The sequence below is a fragment of the Rhizobium sp. CG4 genome (assembly GCF_023701965.1).
GTDB lineage: Bacteria > Pseudomonadota > Alphaproteobacteria > Rhizobiales > Rhizobiaceae > Agrobacterium.
This window is the reverse complement of record NZ_JABAEG010000002.1, coordinates 1-19,245: the sequence shown is the minus strand read 5'-3', so window position 1 is coordinate 19,245 and position 19,245 is coordinate 1. Positions and strand designations below refer to the sequence as shown.

Here is a 19,245-nt window from a genome sequence, read left to right as displayed (position 1 = left end):
TTTGTGTTTGTGCGAATGATAGAGGTTTTGACGATAAAAGAGTGGTGGAGCAGTCGCACGCGCTAAAGCAAACGTGAACCAAATTGGCTGGCTATTGCACATCATCTATGTGCAGTTGGCTTTTTTGGAGAGTTTTATGCGCAAAAGCCTCATTCTGGCGATCGTCTGTTTGCAATTTTCGCCCGCTATGGCGCGCGAAGCCAATAGGGAAATCAGCATTTCTGAAGGTGGTGTGGAGACGGTTTCGGGCGAAACCAGCAACGGGCAGTCAAGCACATTCATTATTACGCCGACAACCTCGAGAGCGCTCAAAATCAAGCTTGAAGCAGAAAACGGAACCTGCGCCGTTGAACTGCAGAACACCCGTCTGGTCAGCTACAGGAAGTTTGCAAGGTTTCCCATCACTGTGCCGATTGCCGGAATTGCGGGGGAGCCAGTCAAGTTGGCGTTCTACCCGACCCGGTCTGCTCTGAACACCAAAGATGACTGCGCATACACGCTAACCGTCGAATAGCGTGCAAAGCGTGAACGTTGGTGTTTCGCAAGGCCAGCCGCGTCCATGCGCTCTGCTTTTCATTGCCGCAGTGTGTGGGCCGCGCAGGCGCTGCTGAAAATAAAGAAATCAGTGAGTGGACATACCCACGGGTGGCGCTTACCCTGCCACATCGTCAGCAACCGAAAATGTAGGCGCTGATGACTGAGGGTTGTTACGTGCTCTTGCCTGCTGAACAGGAGCGCGCAACGTGAAAACCTCGTGCACTTCCATTCTCGACATAGACAGTAAAACAGCGGACGCAGCGCAAAAGCGTGCACGGTTCCTCGATATCAAGTCTCGCCGCTTGCTTGTCCTGTCACGATTTCGCTCTGGCGAAAGGCATCCACAAACGCTTTACGGTGGCCACTAATGGCGGGCAACCCGGCGTCGCCAGATCATCTCGATGATCCCGGTCACTTCGATGACCGATGGTGGCGCAGGCTTTTGTCCTTGGCGCATGCCTCGTTGGAATGGACAGTCGTGGGAAAAACAGGATGTGTGATGACCGACGGTTGATGGACGCCATCCACAAGCACGCCGACAAGGCGGATGCAAACCGGCTGCACTTTGTGGATATACGGGCCGTGGCTGTGACCTTGCACGCGCGTTTCGGTCATCGCAGTGAGGCTGATATTCTCGGCCAGTTGACCGATGTTTTCGAGGCGAGGGGTCTGTTATGGCAATGACCGGCCACAGCGTTGCAGTTGACCAACCAGCCGTTTGCTGTTCTCGCCGTCAATGCTGTGGTGTTGTGTCTGCGCTTTTAGGTCCCGCCCAACAACCTTGGCCGCTTGAAGGTGACCTCATGTACGGCACCCAAGCCCAGAAAAGGCGCGTCATCCGCATCGAAGATCGGCCGTGCGCGGGCGGCGATGATGCGGGTCGTTCCGTCGGGGCGGATGACCTTGTAACGCTGGTCAAACAGCGCCTTTTCGGTGATGCTGTCGATGATGGCACTGGCGACCCGGTCTCGCATTTCAATGTCGATGCGTTCGAGAATATCCTCGATTGTTACGCCCTGCGCACCCACTTCGGCTGAAAACCCATGATACCCAGATGTTACCTCATCCATGATGAGCCTGTTTTCGGTGATACTCCACATGAAGTAACCGACCCCACCTTCGACGCCTTCACTCTCTCCCACACAACCCCCGGAACATTTGTCATGGAATCAGGAATTTAACTCTTACATTGTTCTTCGCTTTATGAGTGTGGAATAATGTAATTCAAGGTGGGGTTTTAAACAGCTTTACCTCCGCGCCAAACAAAACCAGGCGCAGGGCGTTTGCCGTACGGCTTTGCCCTTCTGGCGAAATTAAACCGCCCCGTTACCCAATCTGGGTGATTACATCAGGCCCAGGTGGCGTAAAAACTGGCTTGGTGACCCCTTGAGTTCCCTGGAAATGATGGAGAGATGATGTTCAGCCTGTTGGCCCGCCTGTGCGCAATCGCGTTTTTAACTGTTGTCACCACGCCCAACATATCAGTCGCGCAGATATGGCCTGAAGGCGGCATGAGCTTCGACCAGCTTCAAGACATCCTTTTCAACCATCCTTACGCGCAGTCCACTCCGGAGTGCAGACGATACAAGGCAGATAAAGATAACCTCTATCGCCTCTGCGGTCCGGGCGGACCTCGTTACGGTGATGCTGCATACTGCAAGGGCCTGATCAATGCAGGCTCCGGTCTAATAGATAGTTGTTCCGATGCGGTTGATGCTGAACATAAAAGACAGGTCGCTGCCAAAGCCAATGCGGGACAAGGTTCCTCACAGGCCACCGCACAGGTTGGCCAATGTGTTGCTTTTTCAAAGGTGCAGCAACGTGACAGCTTTGGTAATCCGTCCTGTGGTATTCGCGCTGAAAACAATTGCAGCGTTGCCGCGCAGTGCCAGCTGGAAATGACCGGGGTTGATAGTCAGGGCAGGCGGCATCCGTCCCGCCAGGCCATCCATCTGCGTCCGGGCGAAACCGGTGCCAGAACCATCAACAATGTGCTGGCCTGCGAAAACCTGCAGGGGCAATGCAAACCGTGGACGCAATAAGGCGTGAGGTGGAGCACGTCACACCGTTAAGATGGGCGGCGGTTACCCGATCAGCATACGTAACAGACCGAACTTGCGGGGTTTCTCGGCCCTCGGTTGCTCATGCGCGCCCTTGGACCAGGCTGTAAAGTCCGTCACGAAAATGCCTTGCTCATTCCAGTCGTCGGGAAACAGATCGTGGCGCACAAAGGGAAAGGCGGCTTGCTCCGGCCGTGCCACCTCAATCATCCGGTCATTGTGCTCTACGATGCAATGTTTGGTGTAATAACCCGCGCCCTTCGGCACCCATCCACGGATAACCGTGCCACCGTTCCGGCGCACATAATCTGCTGCGGCCTCATGGCAGTTGGCGCGCTTGCTGGCCGCTTCTGCAGGTTCATACTCACGGGGAATAGTCTTTCCCTGATTAAATGCTGCTGTTAAACGCTCAGCAAAGTCACACATACACCACTCACTACTATACCGAGTGTATGTGCCTAGAGATTTGCAATCACCTCGTCAAACTGGCTTTCAATTTTGGGTTAACGAGAAAGGGTAATATCGATGTATTGTATGAAAGTTCCATTTTGTTTAGAATTCGCGTTAATTATACCAAGAAATAGCTATTGTCTTTGTCATAAACTATCTGGTAAAGTTGTTTTATATATTGTGAGATGTTTTGAGGGGTAGCATTTCAGCAGGCTTGAAACCTCGGCCATTCATCTGGTCGAGGTTTTTTTTGACCACAACATCAGCCAATAGTTGAAAATATTTGCAGTATATTTTTATTACTTGTGGTTGTTATGAATATCGACCGCGTTGCTGTCATTTACAGGATGGATACAGCAACGTTTCTAAACTGATGCCAGGGTATACTGTGGTGAAGTGGCGCTGTGGCCACCACACTAGCGCTCATCACGCTGTTACGCGCGCCGTTTGCCTGCGCAGCAGCACGGCCAGCAACAGGCACAGTGCCAGCACCGTTGCCGGTATCAGCGCATGCAGAAACTCGCCATTGATCAGCACAGTCGTCGCGGCTGCTACCATAAGTGCCGCACCGGCCAGCGCGCCGAACAGCCGGTAACGGGAAAACATCAGCGCACTTGCCGTCAGTTCCAGCGTGCCAGTCACGTAATGGAACCAGTCTGGAAACCCCCAACGCTGGTAATCGGCCATGATACCCTCTGTCGGGAACAGGTTGCCCATGGCCCCAAAGGCAAAAAATGCGGCCAGCAGCCAGCGAAACAGGGTGAGGCGGGTTGGTCTGCGCATGGTGGTGTCCCTCAAGGGTTGGATGGCTCGGTTGCGGTTTGGCCCGCGCCGTTTGCGGTTGCGTGGTAAGGCTGGTAGGCGCCGTTCAGGAACATCGTCACTGCACGGTCAACAATCTCGTCAATCTCTTCTGTGTCCAGCGTCGGCTGCAGGCCAACCAGTGCCCGCATCTGCGCGGTCGCTACGGTCAGGTTAAGGAAGTCTTCCGCCAACCGTTCCGCTGCAAAGTCGCCGCGCAGCAGGCCCGCGTCCTGGCCATCCTTTATCCAGCGGCTCAGCACCCGTTGCGCATTCATGTAGCCGGCATTCCAGATGGACTGGGCAAGGTCAGGGAAGCGGCCGCCTTCGGAAATCATCATGCGGTGCAAGGCAAGCGTACGCGGGTTCAGCACAATGTCCAGCGTGCTTTTGCCAAACAACCGCAGCGACTTTTCCGGGTCGGCGCCATCAATCACCATGTCGTTCAGTGGCGCAGACACTTCGCCGCACAACGCCACAACAGCCTCGGTAAACAGGCCGTGCTTGCCGCCAAAATGGTCGTAAACATTGCGGCGCGAACCACCCACTTGCGAAATCAGCGCGTCGAGCGATGCAGCCTGATACCCTTCCTCTAGAAACATGGTGATCGCGGCCTCCTTCAGGGCCTCGACGCGTTCCTTGCCTTTGGCCGTGCGGTGTTCAGTGCTCATGCTGGCTCCGGGAATCTCTATTGCACTTTGGTATGGTATTGTACCGTACCATTTTAAATAAGAAGGCGTAACCGTTTAACGTTGGTCAAATTGCCACAGCACATATGCGGGGCGTGGGCGGGCTGGAAGCAAGCGTGTGGGCGGCCATTCGCGGCGGGTCATCGGCGTTATCAGACACAAAAAAAGCCGGAACACCAATGACGGTTCCGGCCTGTTTTATCTCTGTGGTTTCGCTCACATCACGCTTCGCGGTATTTGGCGACATCGGCCTCGGTGATGGTCCTGATGATGCGGGCCGGGTTGCCGCCAGCCAGTGACATGGGCGGCACATCGCGGATAACGATGGCGCCAGCGGCAATCACGCTGCCACGACCAATGGTCACGCCGGGCAGAATTTGCGCGCCAGCGCCAATCCAAACATCGTCCTCGATCGTCACTGGGTAGGCATATTCCAGTCCCTTGTTGCGGCGTTCAATATCCAGCGGGTGGCCGGCGCAGCAAATATGCACATTGGGTGCCACAAACACGTTGTTGCCAATGGTCACCTTGGCGCAGTCAAGAATGCACAGATTGACATTGGCGTAGAAGTTTTCGCCAATCTCGATGTTGTAACCGTAATCGCAGTTGAACGGCGCTTCGATGTGAAATGCCCCTGCGGTTTTGCCCAGCAGTTTGCGCAGGATCTCACGGCGTTTTTCCAGCTGGCGCGGCGGCGTGTTGTTAAATTCAAACAGTGCATCCTTGGCGGCGTGGCGCTGTTCAATCAGCCCGGCATCATTGTTGGCATCATACAGCAAACCGGCCAGTGCCTTTTCCATCTCAGTCATGGTTTTATCCTTATGCCGTAGGTGTTACGACTTCATCTGTTGTGGCCAGCTTGCGCGGGCGCACCGCAGGTGCCGCCAGAATGGCGCACAGCAACAGCGCCAGCACCACCAGCATGGCATTGCGCAGGCCAAAGTTTTCGCCCAGCAGTCCCAGCAGCGGCGGGCCAACCAGAAATGCGACATAGCCACCAATGGTGACGATTTTCACCCGTTCTGCGGAATTGGCGCCGGAGTCACCGGCCGCAGAAATGGCCACTGGAAAACCAAGCGATGCGCCAAGGCCCCACAGCAGCACGGACGCACCGGCCAAGATGGGATGGTCAGCAAAAATCACGCAGGCCAGACCCAGCGCACCAAACACCGCGCTGGTGCGGATAACCGCCGAGCGGCCAAACCGATGCAGGAAATAACCGCCAGCAAACCGGCCAAAGGTCATGGCCGATGCAAACACCAGAAACACCAGGGAACCGGCCGTTTTGGAAAAACCGTGCTCATCCACCATCAGGATTGGCAACCAGTCATTGGCCGCACCTTCGGCCAGCGCCACCGCCAGCACGATAAGCGCAATGGCCAGCAGGCGCGGGTCACGCCAGTAATCGTCCTTCGGTGCGCCCTTCGTTTCCACCGTCTGGTTTTTGTCGGTCTTGGCGGTGCCTGCGGGAATATGGCGAATGAAATAGACAATGGCCGGCACGATAAAAATGGCAATGGTCGCCAGATGAACCTCGACAGGCACGGCCAGCGCATTGGCGCCCAAGCCCGCCAGTGCGCCCAGCACCGTGCCAAGGCTGAAACAGCCGTGAAGCGTGTGCATCACCGCCCGGCCGGATTCCCGCTCCACCATCGCGCCATCAATATTGACGGCAATTTCGGCCAGTCCCATGCCCAGCCCAAAACAGGCCAGCCCGACAGAAACGACAATCGGCTGCGCGGTTATGGTGCCAAGCGCCATGAAGGCCACACTGCTGGCCACCAGCCAGGTGCCGGCCAGCATGACGGCGCGGGTGCCAAATCGGCCAACGGCAAAAGCAGACATCAAAATGCCGCTCATCGACCCGATAGACAGACCAAGCAGAACCAGACCCATTTCAGCAATCGAAACATCAATCCGGTCGCGAATGGCAGGGGTGCGCGTGACCCACGAAGCCATGGCAACGCCTGGAATGAAGAAAAAAACAAAAAGTGCGAAACGTCTTTGGTTAAGCGATGGCATGATAGCTCTTGGTCCGTGAACGAGACCATGCGTATATGTACGTGCGTACACAAAGTCAAGAATTCGAGATTGGACATGACCAGAGAAAAAGCCCCAGCCAAAAGCCGCCGGCCTGCCAATGATCCCGAAAGGCGGGAAAAAATCATAACAGCGGCGCTGGAAACAATCGGCCGTGCTGGTGTGGCCGATACCACCCATCGGCGCATTGCCGAAACGGCCGGTCTGCCGCTGGGTTCACTCACCTATTATTTCTCCGGACTGGACGACATTATTGCCGCGGCGTTTCGCCAGTTGTCCGTTCAGGTGTCGGACCATCTCATGCAGATCATGGTGGCTGCGCCAGACCAGGCTGCGGCGCGGACCGCGCTGGTAGATTATCTGTGTGACGACGGGCCGGTGCGCACCATGGACCTTATTCTCAGCTTCGAGCTTTATGCCTATGCCTCGCGCCGCCCACTTTTGAAAACCGTCATGCTGGACTGGATGGCCGCCAGCCGCCGGGCGCTACAGCTGCATTTCACCGTGCAGCAAGCCAATGCGCTGGACGCGATGATTGAGGGAATCACCATTCACAACGCCATGAACCCTAAGATGTTGGATCAGCAGCATATACGGCTGATTGTCGAGCGTCTGTCGACCTAACCAGCGCGAGAATATTTGGCTGCCAGCACGCCGAAAACAGGTTGTTTCAAGGTTATTTTGTTGGGTCGTAAACGGTTATTTAGAAAAACGAAATAGTGTTGTGTTAATTTCGATCAATCGGAAGGCTGGTTCGCAGTCCAATACACGCCATGTGCAGATTAGCACATACGGGTGTTTCGGTGGCGGCCGTGTCGTCAGGTAACGTGGGAACGAAATTCTTTGTTTACGCAGCAGCAGTTGGCTTCCATCCTGTCTTCATTGCCAGACCCGGCGTTTATTCTGACGCGCAGTGGTCGTTACGCCGCAGTGTTCGGCGGCAAGGACGTTCGCCATTACCATGATGGCAGTGGTCTTGTCGGCATGAGCATGTTTGACGTGCTGAAACAGGAAAAGGCCCAGTGGTTTGCAGACGAAGTGGCAAAGGCACTGCGCAGTCGCGTGTTGCATATTGTCGAATATCAGCTGTGCGGCAGCGACGTGAAGGGCGCGGGCGATGGCCCTGATTACGCCATCAGTTTTGAAGGCCGCGTTCAGGCACTGGGTTTTCCGGTTGATGGTGAAGACGCCGTTGTCTGGGTGGCCAGCAACATTACCGAAAAAAACGAGGTGCAGTGCAAGCTGCGCCTGCTTAGTGAAACCGACGCACTGACCGGCCTTTATAACCGCCGCAAGCTTATTGAAACGCTGGATGACCGTCTGGCGATTTTCGAGCGGGAGCGCGACCAGACATCGGTGCTGGTGTTCGACCTTGATAATTTCAAACGCCTCAATGACGAAATGGGCCACCATGCCGGGGATGCGGCGCTGGTGGAAATTGCCCGCCTGTGTCGCCAGAACCTGCGCCAAAGCGACATGATTGCCCGTTTCGGTGGCGACGAATTCGTCGTCGTCATGCCCGGCACCCGCAAGCCGGACGCACTGGAAATTGCCGAACAGCTGCGCAAGAACGTGCCAATCACCTTCCGCCAGAACCTGCGCTACGAATCCACCATCAGCGGCGGTGTGAGCGAATTCGGCCTGCCGGACCGGCTGTCCAGCGAAATCCTCAAACGGGCGGATGAGGGGCTGTATCTTTCCAAACGCGCCGGCCGCAACCGGGTGTCTGCGCTGTAAGCACGGTTTGCTTGAGTGTGGGCTGCCTTTCCAAACGCGCCGGCCACAATCGGGTTTCTGCGCTGTAGGCGGTTGTTTTTTGGGCGGGCGTTTGGCTCACACCTGTCATTGTTTGACGTCGACGTCACCTCCAAACGATCCTCATTCCTGTGCCTGTCACAGGAATCCAGGCCAGCCCAAGTCCTTGGGCTGAATAGACTCTTTCCGCCGCGCAGACGCGCGACGACTGGATCTACGTGACAGGCACAGAGAAGAGGGAGGTCGTGGCACGCATCCAGTAAGCCAACACAACTTCGAGACTGAGGTGGTGCACGGCAGCGCAACTCGCGCCATACCTCTACCCCTGTGGGAGAGGAAGAAAAATCATGGTCTTGGCTTGCTAAGTGATAGATTTTTCAGGTGAGGGGTTTTGCGCACTGCTCATTATTTGCCACTGAGGGCCACCCCAACCACCCTTCATTCCTGTACTCGTTACAGGAATCCAGCCATCACGTGTCTGCGTGACGAAAAGACTCTTCCATCACCAAGACTGGGGATGACTGGATCTCTGTGACAAGCACAGAGATGAGGGAGGTCGCGGCATCCATCGTGGCTTATCCCATCTCAATGGTCTGGTAGATCGCCGCTTTTAAACCTGTAACCGTAATAATCAGCTTCCAGAAAGTTGGCGCCGCGCAAGTCTGCACCCAGGAAATTGGTGCCACAAATCGCCGCCTGATAGAACGTTGCGTTGGCCAGCTTTGCACCCGTAAAAATGCTGGTTTTGATGGGGCAGCCCGAAAAATCCGCTCCTTCAAGATTGGCATTTGTGAAATCGCCAATAAAGCGGCTGCCACAAAAGACAGCGCCACGCAGATCAGCGCCCGTTAAATCGTAATAGCAGTCATCGTCGTCGTCGAGATCCGAAAAGTGCCGTTCGCCCGCCGCGTATCGTTCCCGAATGTTGTGTGGTTTTGGGTAACAAGTCATAACCAAAGGTTTAGCAGGAGAGCAGCATTGCATCAATGCCGTGTGCGGTGGCGCCTATATCCACTGCCATCGTCATCCTAGGGCTTGTCCCTAGGATCCAACCACATATCAGCAAGCGCAACATGTTTGGCTGGCGTGATTGGATCCTCGCCACAAGGGCGAGGATGACGTCGAGAGACCTGCAGCCCAACCAAGCCGCACATCACCCACTCAACGGATCATAGTCCATCTGCGCGCGGGCAACGCCCTTGTCATAGACAACAGTCCCATCCGGCAGCATCACCGGTTTGGGGCCGCGTGTTTTCTTGGCCACCGGCTGGGTAAAGGTCAGCGCCAGCGCGTCACCCTCATTGGGCGATGGAATGCCGCGCGCCTTCATGTCCTGTTTGCTTTCCAGCTGGATTTTGCCATCCATGCGCGCCACGGTTTCCGGGCCGACAAGGTCCTGGTAAAGCGTTTCATTGTGCGGATCGATTGCCCCGCCAGCCTTGATCCAGCGTTTCATCTGGCCCCAGATATAGGCGCGGATGTTGTAATAACCGGGGTCGATTGTCTTGGTTGAGCCGAACCACACCAGCTGCCATGTGCGGCCCATGGTGGTGCCGGCGCTGACAATGCCGGTGCCATAACCGGCATCCACAAACACCGCATCGGCTTGATATTCATCCTCAAACCGTGCCACCAGCATGGCCACCTCCACATCATTGTCATTGCGCGGAATGGTGGCCAGCCGTTTGGAATAAAGCCCTTGCCGCAGCATGATGACAGTCGGGTCCTCACCCGTCCAGGAGGGGTCGACGCCAATGATCACGGGCGCAAAGGCATATTGCGCCGGCCGCAGATGCGTGGCACGCGCCCGATCCAGATCATCGGCCGAAATGAACTGCATGGCAGATTGCGAGGGAAACTGCCCGCGCACGCGCACCTTCACATAATCGCTGTCTTCGCCGTGGTCATCGACCATGCGCTGCAAAAACTGCTTGTTGGTGCCGGGCACCGTGCGGCTGTCAATCTGCCGTCCAATCCAGCGATGCCGGAACCGGCGAAAACATTCGCGAAAACGGCCGCTGTTGCGCGTCGGGTTGCCAAATACCACCCAGATGATGATGGTGTTTTCATCGGTCAGCGCGCCCTCGGCCACCTCCCACACCTTGTCGTGGATTTTTGAGGCCTCATCAAACAGCAGCAGAATGATCTTGCCCTTGTTGTGCAGGCCGGCAAAGGCTTCCGTGTTGTTTTCACTCCAGGAAATGAAATCCTGCCGCCAGCTTTCGCCACGCTCCGGGTCGCGGCTTTTGATTGCCATGGCCTGCACATCAAACCAGTGGGCGGTTATCGACATGCGAAACCACTTGCCAATTTCCGGTGCGGTTTTGGTGCGCAACTGCCCCTCGGTATTGGCCGTCGTCACAATCTTGCAGTCTTCAAAACATGACATCGCCCAGTTGGACAACATGCCCATGGCGGCAGATTTGCCAATGCCGTGGCCGGACGCGACAGAAATCTGCAGCGGCTGATAACGGCTTTGCGGATCCTGCAAATGCCGGGAAATAACCGCGTTGATATCGTCCTGCCAGCCACGCGGTCCGTCATAACCCTGCAACTCTCCCACGCCCCAGTCCCAAGCCAAACGGCTCCAGCGTCTGGGGTTAAACTGGCAGGCGGCAGCCAGCGTGATGATCTCATCATCGGGGTCAATACTGGGGTCCATATCATCCGTCATGATAAGTGTCTCCTGCTGGGGATATGGGCGGGAAATGCGCGGAAAATGCCAGCCAATGGTCGCTTGGTTAGGGCAAGTTTTACGGTGGTAAAATACTGTTTTAAAATGGTTTTTACAGCGGTTCACAATTTATCACCAACTGGTGATAAGCGGTAAAACAGGAGGTGCTTTAACTTGGAAAAAACGGGATGGTGATGGCACACAAACCGGCCATGTCCGGGCGGCGGCACGCGGCTTTCCCCGGTCATGGGTCTGCCTCGGCATCGCGCTTGCGGGCCCGCTCCAGCCGGTCGGCCAGTGATTTCAGGCCACGAAGTTTCACCACATCCTGAAACGCATTGACCCGCACATGTTTGCCAATCATTTCCAGGCGGCGGGTGCGGTCCACCAGCTTCAGTTTTTTCACATGGCCAACCAGCTTTCGCTCATCGCCACGGCCCTCATAAACCGCGGTAATTTCCACGTCGGACACCAGCCCGGTGCGCCACACCGCCGGCCAGTCCTTGACGGGCAAAAGATCGCCATTGTCATCATAGAGGTCTGCAATGTCAGCCTCAGCCTGTTCGGCCAGCCGCGCCAGCACCCAGTCGGCATCAACGGCTGGCTGGGGTGAGGCGATTACGGGTTTAGCGTCCACCCCTATATCCGGCACGACCACCTCCGTTGCGACTGTTTCCGCTTCTGCTGGCAAGCCACTTGTGGCAGCGTCTGCGCTGAAGGCATCCGCGCCGAAAATGTCGGCCTTCTCATCATCGGAGAATATCGATGCCGACAGTGTCTGGCGGTCATCACCATCATGTTCGGCAAAACCGGCCTGATCAGCCGTCACATTTTCCATCGGGTCGCACGCCTCTTTTAGGCAGCAGCTCTAACGCGGCCATGGTTGCGGACGTGAATGGTGGTCCTGTGTTGTGCTGGTTGCAAAACCCCTCACTTGCGATTTCTAACACTTGGGTACGTTGCCCCAAGATGTTGAAATCGCTTTCTCTCCCACAAGGGGAGAGATGGGTGGGCGCCGCGCCGCTTGCGCCCCCTACCTCTACCCTTGTGGGAGAGGAAGAAAAATCATCACCTTAGCTTGCTAAGTGATAGATTTTTCAGGTGAGGGGTTGGGCTTGCCAACCCAAACCCCTCAAACCGCTGCTTTGTAACGCAGGTGGATAAGCGGGTAGGGTCGGCCTTGGCCGTCATGGGTGGAGCGGCCGGTGCGCTCAAAACCCTGATGTTCATAAAAGCCAAGCGCCTTGTGGTTCTGCTCGTTAACGTCGGTCGTCAAGGCCGGATGCTCGGCTACGGCACGCTGGATCAGCGCTTTGCCAATGCCTTTGCCGTGCTGATCCGGGTCAATGAACAGCGCCTCCATATGGCCGTCATGCAGGAACATGAAACCCAGCGGGGTATCATTGTCATCAACGGCCAGTAGCAGGCTGATCTGCGGGAAAAATGTAACCAGTTCCGCTTGGATTGCATCGCGATCGTCAGGTGCGAGAAAATCATGCGTGGCATCAACGGCACGGCGCCAGATATCCATGATGCGCGGCAGGTCGTCTTTAGTTGAGAGGCGAAAGTGAATCATACCCTCTCAATACTGAGGCTTAGGCGGCGGGTAAAGATGACGGCCTACGCCTTAGTGCCCAAGAGCCTCGATGATATGCCACGCTATCGATGGCACCCATGCTAAAAACGTCCCGACAATAAGACCGGCAAAGCCAAGACTGATAGCCCCGCCAATGCCGTGCATCTGCAAGCCCATATAGGCGCCGGCAAGTGTGGAGCTGGGAATGATGAACACACACCAGCATGTGTGAAGAAAGGTTTCGATACGTTCGAAGATACCCGGCTTCTTCTGGTCCATCTTAAACCTTCGGTTACAGCGCGCGGTCGGCACACTTGATACTATGCAGGTAGTGGTGCGTTTGGTGGTTTAAAGAGCTATTTGAAAAATAAGTTGTGTTTTTGGAGTTGCGCAACCTGTTTTCTCGTTGAAGCTGGTGATGATGAGGCCTCGGAAAAACCCCTCACTTGCGATTTCTAACACTTGCGGCCCTTCGCCCCAAGATGTTGAAATCGCTTTCTCTCCCACAAGGGGAGAGATGGGTGGGCGCCTTGCCACTCCAGCAAGTCAGCTCCCATTGAGACATATGGCAAACAGTGCTGGTGAAGCGAGGCCGCGCCACTCGCGCCTCTACCTCTACCCCTGTGGGAGAGGAAGAAAAATCATCACCTTAGCAACGCTAAGTCATAGATTTTTCAGGTGAGGGGTTGTGTACTTCACCACCAGCGGTCGCCACCCCACCACAAATCCTTGCCCCACCTCACACCAAGCATTAAAGCAAGGCGAACCACCGGAGCCTGCCATGCCAACCGATCTTTCCCGCCTGACACTAAAAACCCTTGATCGCAGCGAAGACCGCGCAGTTTACACCGCCGCACGGCAGTTTTGCCTTGAGATGATCCGCGACACCTACGCGATTGATTATAACCCCGTATGGCACGCCGATCTGGATTCCCTCGTGAAACCGGCGGAAGAAAACTGGTACAGCGCGGCAAACCGTGGCGCGTTCTGCGTGGTGTATGATGCGCAAAACCGGCTGATTGCCACAGGCGGTCTGCACGCATTTTCAGCCAAACCCGGCACGGCCAAACGGCTGGGTGAACGCTACCAAAACCACGACGAGGTCTGCCAGCTGGTGCGGGTCTATCTGCGGCCGCAGCTGCGCGGGCAGGGGCTTGGCACCCGCATCGTGCCCCTGCTGGAACAGCGCGCCGCCCAGCTGGATTACGCCACCTCTTATCTGCATGCAGATGCGCTGGCGGACGCGACTTTGCGCTTCTGGCAGCGTTGCAATTACCGGGAATTTGGCCAGTTTTCTTACCCCGCCGATGGTCGCACCGACACATCGGTCGATTTTGACAAACCACTTCTGCCCGCCTGAAAACCCGGCGTAGCTTGCACCCCGCCGGGCGTCGCATAACCCCGCCTCAGTGGCCGGGGTGCAGCGCATCATTCAGATACATGCAGGTCAGCATGGTGAACACATAGGCCTGAATGACCGCCATCAAAAACTCCAGCGCGGTAATCGCCACCGTCATCATCAGCGGCATGATGGCGCCAACCACACCCAGCGCCCCAAAACTGCCCAGCGACACCACAAAACCTGCAAACACCTTCAGCGTAATGTGGCCAGCCAACATCACCGCAAACAGACGCACCGAGTGGCTGACCGGCCGTGACAGATAAGAAATCAGCTCGATGGGAATGATGATGGGTGCCAGCACGGCAGGCACGCCCTCCGGCTTGAACAGCTTCAAAAAGCCAAATCCGTGTTTGTAAAAGCCGTAAAGTGTCACGGTCAGAAACACCATAGCGGCCAGCCCAAAGGTGACGATGATCTGCGCCGTCACCGTAAAGGCATAGGGAAACATGCCGAGCAGATTGGCGGTCAAAATGAACATGAACAGCGTGAAAACAAAGGGAAAAAAGTGCATTCCCTGTTTGCCAACATTGTCCTTTAAGGTGCGTGACACGAACTCGAACAGCATTTCCGCGCCGGATTGCCAGCGGCTGGGCACCAGCTGCCGGCGGCCGGTGGCCAGCAGCAGAAAACCGGTGGCAAGGGCAACCGTCAGAAACATCGAGGCTGAGGCATTGGTGAAGCTGATATCCACGCCACCAAGGCTGATTTCGACGATTTTTTTGATTTCAAATTGTTCAACAGGTCCGGCCACGGGGCTTCCTCTGTGCTGCGGCCATGGCAACGTGAACACGCAATTCGCCAGCGCCACAGCACTGCCGGGCGCGCACACACTGCGGACCAATGATTTGGATAAAAGGGGTGAAAATGCTCATGCGGGCGGCCTGTTTCCATGTTGGAAAAAGGGGCCGTCCCCGGAACGTTTCAGTGGCACGGGTCGTCCCGCGCGCTGGTGTCTTAACCGCAGAAGGGGCAGATTGCAACGGCCATTTGCCCCTGATGCCCTTACGTAACATACGCTTACGTTAGGCAGCGTTCATGGCCTCACGCGGTAAACAACATCAGCCCAAACACCGCAAACAGCAGAACGTGCAGCAACCCTTGTGCGGCTGACGTGCGGTGGCCAAGATAGGTCAGTGCCGTCAGGCCAATCGTCAGCGCAAACAGCACGGTTTCCACGGCGGAAATGCCCAGGATAACCACCTTGCCAGTCAACAGACCCACCGTCAGCACAGCCGGCACCGTCAGCCCGACGGTGGAAACAAAGGCACCGAGGCACAGGTTAATGGCACGCTGCGTTTCATTGTTCAGCGCTGCTTTGACGGCGGTGATCGATTCCGGCGTAAACACGATAATGGCAATCAGCACACCGCCAACCGCCACCGGCGCGCCGGCTTTCACCACGCCGTAGTCGATGATGATGGCAAGGTCATGCGCCAACAGAACGATGGGCAACATAAGCGCCACCAGCTTTATCGCATGGCCAAGGTTTTTGCGGGTATTGGCGGCGGAATTGGCGTCGTCACCACCCGTTGACCGGCGTGGCGCCTGCGCCAAAAGAATGGACATCTGGCCGGCCTCCGGCTGCATGTAATCGCTGCGATAACGGCCCATTTGCAGCACCAGAAAACCGCCGTAACCCGCCACCGTCAGCAGGCTGATCATGATGGCCTGCGCGTTGGTAAAGGTGCCGTCACGCACACCAATCACATTGGGCAGCAGCAGCGCAATGCCGGCCAAAACCAGGATCATGCTGATGAAGGTTATCGCGCCCGGCGCATTATATTCCTGTTCGCCATAGCGCATTGCGCCTGCCAGCAGGCAGATGCCGGTGACAAGGTTCATGATGATCATCATCACGGCGAAAATGGAATCGCGGCCAATGGTCGGGCTTTCGCCCGGTCCCATCATCACGGCGGCAATCAAGATCACCTCAATGGAGACGATCGACAGCGTCAGGATCAGCGTGCCATAGGGCTCGCCCAGTTGGTGGGCCAGTTCATCGGCCTCATGCACCACGCCAAAAGCCGCCATCAAAATCGTGGCAAACAGCACGGCAAAACTGATGACGGCGACAGTGTTGGACATGTCTGGGCCAAGCAGCGCGTGGAACTGCAGCTGAAACGCCGCAACAACCGCCCAGGCAATGATCAGCTTGGGGACAACGCCTTTGGTCAGGGTGAACCGGGAAAGGGAGGGGATACGTGGCATGTCATGCGACCTCTTTTGGGGCCGTCCCCGATCACACAATGCCGCATCCGGGCCGTCCCGGAGGGAGCAACAACGCTGTTGCTGGCGTTCACCTAGCACATTGGGGTGTTGCGGTCCAGCTTTGGGCGTCGCGCCACCGGCATTGGAATTCAGACGGCGCGCCACTCTCCACCTCATGCCTTGTGCTTGTCACAGGCATCCAGCCGACGCGCGTCTGCGCGGCGTGAAGAGTCTTTTCAGCCCAATGACTTGGGCTGGGCCTGGATCTCTGTGACATCCCTTGGGCAAGCCCGAGGACAGAGATGAGGGGGAGTATGTGGCTGCCACTCGCGCCCCTACCTCTACCCTTGTGGGAGAGGAAGAAAAATCATCATCTTAGCTTGCTAAGTGATCAATTTTTCAGGTGAGGGGTTCATGATCCCGTGTCTTGGTTGGTGCCGCACTTACCCCAACAACCCATTCATTTGTGAGCAATAAAGCCATCGTTTTTTAACGCTAAAAATCAGTTTGGCACACTCAGGCGCCGTAACAGGGGTTTTCCCCCTCCGCGATTTTCAAAACGCTAACCTTTGTGGCTGAGTAAATGGCCTCGGCTGGACTGTTTCGTTTGGGAGCATCCGAAACTGTCAACATTAGAGGGGTAGCTAAATCAATGTCCGCAGTTCTCGCGCCTGAAATTCAAACTACACAACCAACGCCGACCTATCGTGATGGCATTGTCATGCCACGCGACGAAGAAAAGCGTGTTTTCATCAATGGCGTGGAATTTAATGCGGAGCGTATCTCCGGCCGGGTTGTCGGCTCCCGCGTCAAGCAGCACAGCCAGATCTATACAAAACACCATAACAACTACATGGCCAACGGCGACAACCACGTTTATTCCACGGTTCAGAGCGAACAATGGGAAACCAGCGAAGTGCGTTTGCGCTTTGAAGATGGCAAGGAAAAGCTGTTCAAGCTGCCCTTTGCCGTCAGCGTTGGTGAAGACGATATGATGAGTGTCATCAGCCTCTACCGGCTGAAGGGAGATGGTTATACGGTCGCCGCCCAGAACCATAATATCAGCCAGCATTTCACCTATGACCGCAATGGTTTGCAGCGCGTGTGTTCCATGCTTGGCATATTCAAACCGCAGGTGTTCCTGACCAACAAGTCGTATGTTATTGCGCTGGCGCTGGTGGCGCTTGGCCTTTACGGCGTGTCCAGCAGCATTCTGCTGGCCTTGATCGGCGGCTTTGTCCTGTCCGGTTTTCTGGTTCTGGCCTACCAATATGTGGTGGTGCTGCCCTATGTGCTGGCCGTCTGGCCCAGAGTAAACCGCCAGCTGCAGGCGTTTTTCGACGATTTTGATACGTGGTGACACGCCACGGACTGTAAGGTTTTACGGAACCCGGATGGGGCTCCGTAAAACGCTGAGACATGTGCGGGGTTACAGTGGCATCAACCAGCCGGCCGTCAGGCCCAGAATGACGAGAGCGCCCACCACGATGCGGTAGATGACGAAGGGCATGTAGCTCTTGGTCGACACAAGTTTCAAAAACACCACGATGACGGCATAACCAAGCAGAAACGCCAGCAAGGTTGCAAGCGCCGTTGGTCCTGCTGCAACGGGTGTATCTTCTCCCATCGTCTTGAACAGCTGGTAGAAACCGGAGCCGAACACCGCAGGAATTGCGAGAAGGAAGGAATATCTGGCCGCCGCTTCGCGCGTATAGCCCATCAGCAGACCGGCGGTAATCGTGCCGCCAGAACGCGACACACCCGGAATAAGCGCCATGGCCTGCGCAAAACCGAATATGATGCCGTCTCTCCATCCAAGCGAACGAAGGCCGCGGGTTTTGCGACCGATGCGGTCTGCCACGCCCAAGGCTATGCCGAATATGATCAGCATGGCGGCGGTGATGTAGAGATTGCGCAAGCCATGCTCGATGTTGTCCTTGAAAAGCAGGCCAAGGATGACGATCGGCAGGGAACCGACAATCACCAGCCAGCCCATCCGGGCATTGTCTTCATCATAAGCGCCCATGCGAAACACCTGACGAAGCCAGGCAGCCGCAATGTTCATGATATCCTTCCAGAAATACACGATGACTGCTGCTTCGGTACCAATCTGGGTAATTGCCGTAAAGGCAGCGCCGGGATCTGCCCCTGATGGCAGAAACTCACCGGCAATCCTGAGATGCGCACTGGAGGAAACCGGAAGAAATTCCGTCAGTCCCTGCAGCAGACCAAGAATAGCAGCATCGGTCCAACTCACACTCATCAAATAACCTTTCAAAATTTGCTCAAGAAAAAAACGGTGCCATTTTCAATTTCGTAAAGCGAAGCATTGGAAACGGCGATCAGTCATATCGTTTGGATTGTTGAGAATATGTCCGCAGGCTCGCAATAAACCGCATCCGTGCAGTGTCTGCGCGAAGCACAGCCCGGACATGGAGATTGCATCTTATAAGACCTGAAGATCGACTGAGCCAGACACAGGAAGAGCAAAATTCAAGCCGTTATTGCATAGCCGGTGTTCTCTTCTGAGGGAGCTTTGATGATGTTCCGCTTACAGGGGGATGTCACAGGCATCCAGCCGTCACGCGTCCGCGCGGCGAAGGAGTCTTTTCAGCCCAAAGACTGGGGCTGGCCTGGATTCCCGCAACAAGCGCGGGAATGAGGGTGGTCGGGTTGCCGCTTGCGCCCTTACCTCTACCCCTGTGGGAGAGGAAGAAAAATCATCATCTTAGCTTGCTAAGTGATAGATTTTTCAGGTGAGGGGTAAGTCACCTATCGATGCTCGTCTTGCTCAAATATTGCGCCAACCGACCCTCATTCCTGTGCCTGTCACAGGAATCCAGTCGTCACGCGTCTGCGTGACGGATAGACTCTTTTCAGCCCAATGACTTGGGCTGGGCCTGGACTCCTGTAACAAGTGCAGGAGTTGTCTGTCCGATTTATGCTTTAATGCTTGAGAAGTTGGATGCTCCCCGAGGTGGCCACCCCGAGGAGCATGCGGTCGTGCGCCCGAACGGGAGTTGGTCTCATCGACCGTCCTCATAATGGGCCGC

Annotated in this window: 21 protein-coding genes; 7 read left to right on the top strand and 14 right to left on the bottom strand. The window is 55.9% G+C overall.

All coding sequences use genetic code 11. The annotated features are described in order from the left end of the window. Window positions 1-73 precede the first annotated feature (73 nt). Both HGO37_RS05165 and HGO37_RS05160 read left to right on the top strand, forming a co-directional pair. Window positions 74-514, top strand: coding sequence for a hypothetical protein (locus tag HGO37_RS05165; protein ID WP_250982445.1), 441 nt, complete (start codon window positions 74-76; stop codon window positions 512-514). A gap of 515 nt (window positions 515-1,029) precedes the next feature. Then, complete coding sequence (locus tag HGO37_RS05160; protein ID WP_250982444.1) at window positions 1,030-1,221, top strand: hypothetical protein; 192 nt, start codon at window positions 1,030-1,032, stop codon at window positions 1,219-1,221. A gap of 77 nt (window positions 1,222-1,298) precedes the next feature. Here HGO37_RS05160 and HGO37_RS05155 read toward each other — a convergent pair whose 3' ends face one another. Continuing rightward, window positions 1,299-1,679, bottom strand: a complete 381-nt coding sequence (locus HGO37_RS05155) for a PAS domain-containing protein (RefSeq protein ID WP_250982443.1) — start codon at window positions 1,677-1,679, stop codon at window positions 1,299-1,301. 270 nt (window positions 1,680-1,949) lie between these two features. On the opposite strand from HGO37_RS05155, the gene HGO37_RS05150 reads away from it, so the two are divergent. Next, window positions 1,950-2,579: a hypothetical protein gene (locus tag HGO37_RS05150; RefSeq protein WP_250982442.1), complete on the top strand. Its 630-nt coding sequence runs from the start codon at window positions 1,950-1,952 to the stop codon at window positions 2,577-2,579. 42 nt (window positions 2,580-2,621) lie between these two features. Here the strand turns inward: HGO37_RS05150 and HGO37_RS05145 are convergent, their stop codons facing one another. The 5 genes from HGO37_RS05145 to HGO37_RS05125 form a co-directional block, all read right to left on the bottom strand. Then, entirely contained in the window at window positions 2,622-3,023 is a 402-nt protein-coding gene (locus HGO37_RS05145) for a hypothetical protein (RefSeq protein WP_250982441.1), read from the bottom strand. A gap of 450 nt (window positions 3,024-3,473) precedes the next feature. After that, complete coding sequence (locus HGO37_RS05140; protein WP_250982440.1) at window positions 3,474-3,830, bottom strand: DoxX family protein; 357 nt, start codon at window positions 3,828-3,830, stop codon at window positions 3,474-3,476. Window positions 3,831-3,841: 11 nt separating this feature from the next. Further along, entirely contained in the window at window positions 3,842-4,519 is a 678-nt protein-coding gene (locus HGO37_RS05135) for a TetR/AcrR family transcriptional regulator (RefSeq protein ID WP_250982439.1), read from the bottom strand. A gap of 239 nt (window positions 4,520-4,758) precedes the next feature. Next, window positions 4,759-5,346, bottom strand: a complete 588-nt coding sequence (locus HGO37_RS05130) for a sugar O-acetyltransferase (protein WP_250982438.1) — start codon at window positions 5,344-5,346, stop codon at window positions 4,759-4,761. Window positions 5,347-5,356: 10 nt separating this feature from the next. After that, on the bottom strand, window positions 5,357-6,559 hold the full coding sequence (locus HGO37_RS05125; RefSeq protein ID WP_285200476.1) for an MFS transporter: 1,203 nt from the start codon (window positions 6,557-6,559) through the stop codon (window positions 5,357-5,359). A 75-nt stretch (window positions 6,560-6,634) separates the two neighbouring features. On the opposite strand from HGO37_RS05125, the gene HGO37_RS05120 reads away from it, so the two are divergent. After that, window positions 6,635-7,201: a TetR/AcrR family transcriptional regulator gene (locus HGO37_RS05120; protein ID WP_250982436.1), complete on the top strand. Its 567-nt coding sequence runs from the start codon at window positions 6,635-6,637 to the stop codon at window positions 7,199-7,201. 219 nt (window positions 7,202-7,420) lie between these two features. After that, window positions 7,421-8,314 (top strand): GGDEF domain-containing protein, encoded by an 894-nt coding sequence (locus HGO37_RS05115; RefSeq protein ID WP_250982435.1) that lies wholly within the window; start codon window positions 7,421-7,423, stop codon window positions 8,312-8,314. 603 nt (window positions 8,315-8,917) lie between these two features. On the opposite strand, the gene HGO37_RS05110 is transcribed toward HGO37_RS05115, so the two are convergent. The 5 genes from HGO37_RS05110 to HGO37_RS05090 all read right to left on the bottom strand — a co-directional run bounded on the left by HGO37_RS05110 (window position 8,918) and on the right by HGO37_RS05090 (window position 12,861). Next, the gene (locus HGO37_RS05110; RefSeq protein ID WP_250982434.1) at window positions 8,918-9,316 is read right to left on the bottom strand and encodes a pentapeptide repeat-containing protein; all 399 of its coding nucleotides are present in this window, start codon (window positions 9,314-9,316) and stop codon (window positions 8,918-8,920) included. A 169-nt stretch (window positions 9,317-9,485) separates the two neighbouring features. Next, on the bottom strand, window positions 9,486-11,006 hold the full coding sequence (locus HGO37_RS05105; protein ID WP_250982433.1) for a terminase: 1,521 nt from the start codon (window positions 11,004-11,006) through the stop codon (window positions 9,486-9,488). Between the two features lie 244 nt (window positions 11,007-11,250). Further along, the gene (locus tag HGO37_RS05100) at window positions 11,251-11,844 is read right to left on the bottom strand and encodes a terminase small subunit (RefSeq protein ID WP_250982432.1); all 594 of its coding nucleotides are present in this window, start codon (window positions 11,842-11,844) and stop codon (window positions 11,251-11,253) included. Between the two features lie 294 nt (window positions 11,845-12,138). Further along, window positions 12,139-12,582: an acetyltransferase gene (locus HGO37_RS05095; protein WP_250982431.1), complete on the bottom strand. Its 444-nt coding sequence runs from the start codon at window positions 12,580-12,582 to the stop codon at window positions 12,139-12,141. A 51-nt stretch (window positions 12,583-12,633) separates the two neighbouring features. Next, on the bottom strand, window positions 12,634-12,861 hold the full coding sequence (locus HGO37_RS05090; RefSeq protein WP_250982430.1) for a hypothetical protein: 228 nt from the start codon (window positions 12,859-12,861) through the stop codon (window positions 12,634-12,636). Between the two features lie 502 nt (window positions 12,862-13,363). On the opposite strand from HGO37_RS05090, the gene HGO37_RS05085 reads away from it, so the two are divergent. Next, window positions 13,364-13,942 (top strand): GNAT family N-acetyltransferase, encoded by a 579-nt coding sequence (locus HGO37_RS05085; RefSeq protein ID WP_250982429.1) that lies wholly within the window; start codon window positions 13,364-13,366, stop codon window positions 13,940-13,942. Window positions 13,943-13,988: 46 nt separating this feature from the next. Here HGO37_RS05085 and HGO37_RS05080 read toward each other — a convergent pair whose 3' ends face one another. Together HGO37_RS05080 and HGO37_RS05075 are read right to left on the bottom strand one after the other, a co-directional pair. Next, window positions 13,989-14,735, bottom strand: coding sequence for a F0F1 ATP synthase subunit A (locus HGO37_RS05080; protein ID WP_250982428.1), 747 nt, complete (start codon window positions 14,733-14,735; stop codon window positions 13,989-13,991). Window positions 14,736-15,025: 290 nt separating this feature from the next. After that, window positions 15,026-16,192, bottom strand: a complete 1,167-nt coding sequence (locus HGO37_RS05075) for a calcium:cation antiporter (RefSeq protein ID WP_250982427.1) — start codon at window positions 16,190-16,192, stop codon at window positions 15,026-15,028. 652 nt (window positions 16,193-16,844) lie between these two features. Here HGO37_RS05075 and HGO37_RS05070 point away from each other — a divergent pair. Continuing rightward, on the top strand, window positions 16,845-17,552 hold the full coding sequence (locus HGO37_RS05070; protein ID WP_250982426.1) for a hypothetical protein: 708 nt from the start codon (window positions 16,845-16,847) through the stop codon (window positions 17,550-17,552). Window positions 17,553-17,621: 69 nt separating this feature from the next. Here the strand turns inward: HGO37_RS05070 and HGO37_RS05065 are convergent, their stop codons facing one another. Next, a complete protein-coding gene (locus HGO37_RS05065; protein ID WP_250982425.1) occupies window positions 17,622-18,455 on the bottom strand; it encodes an undecaprenyl-diphosphate phosphatase in 834 nt (277 codons plus the stop codon). Window positions 18,456-19,245: the final 790 nt, after the last annotated feature.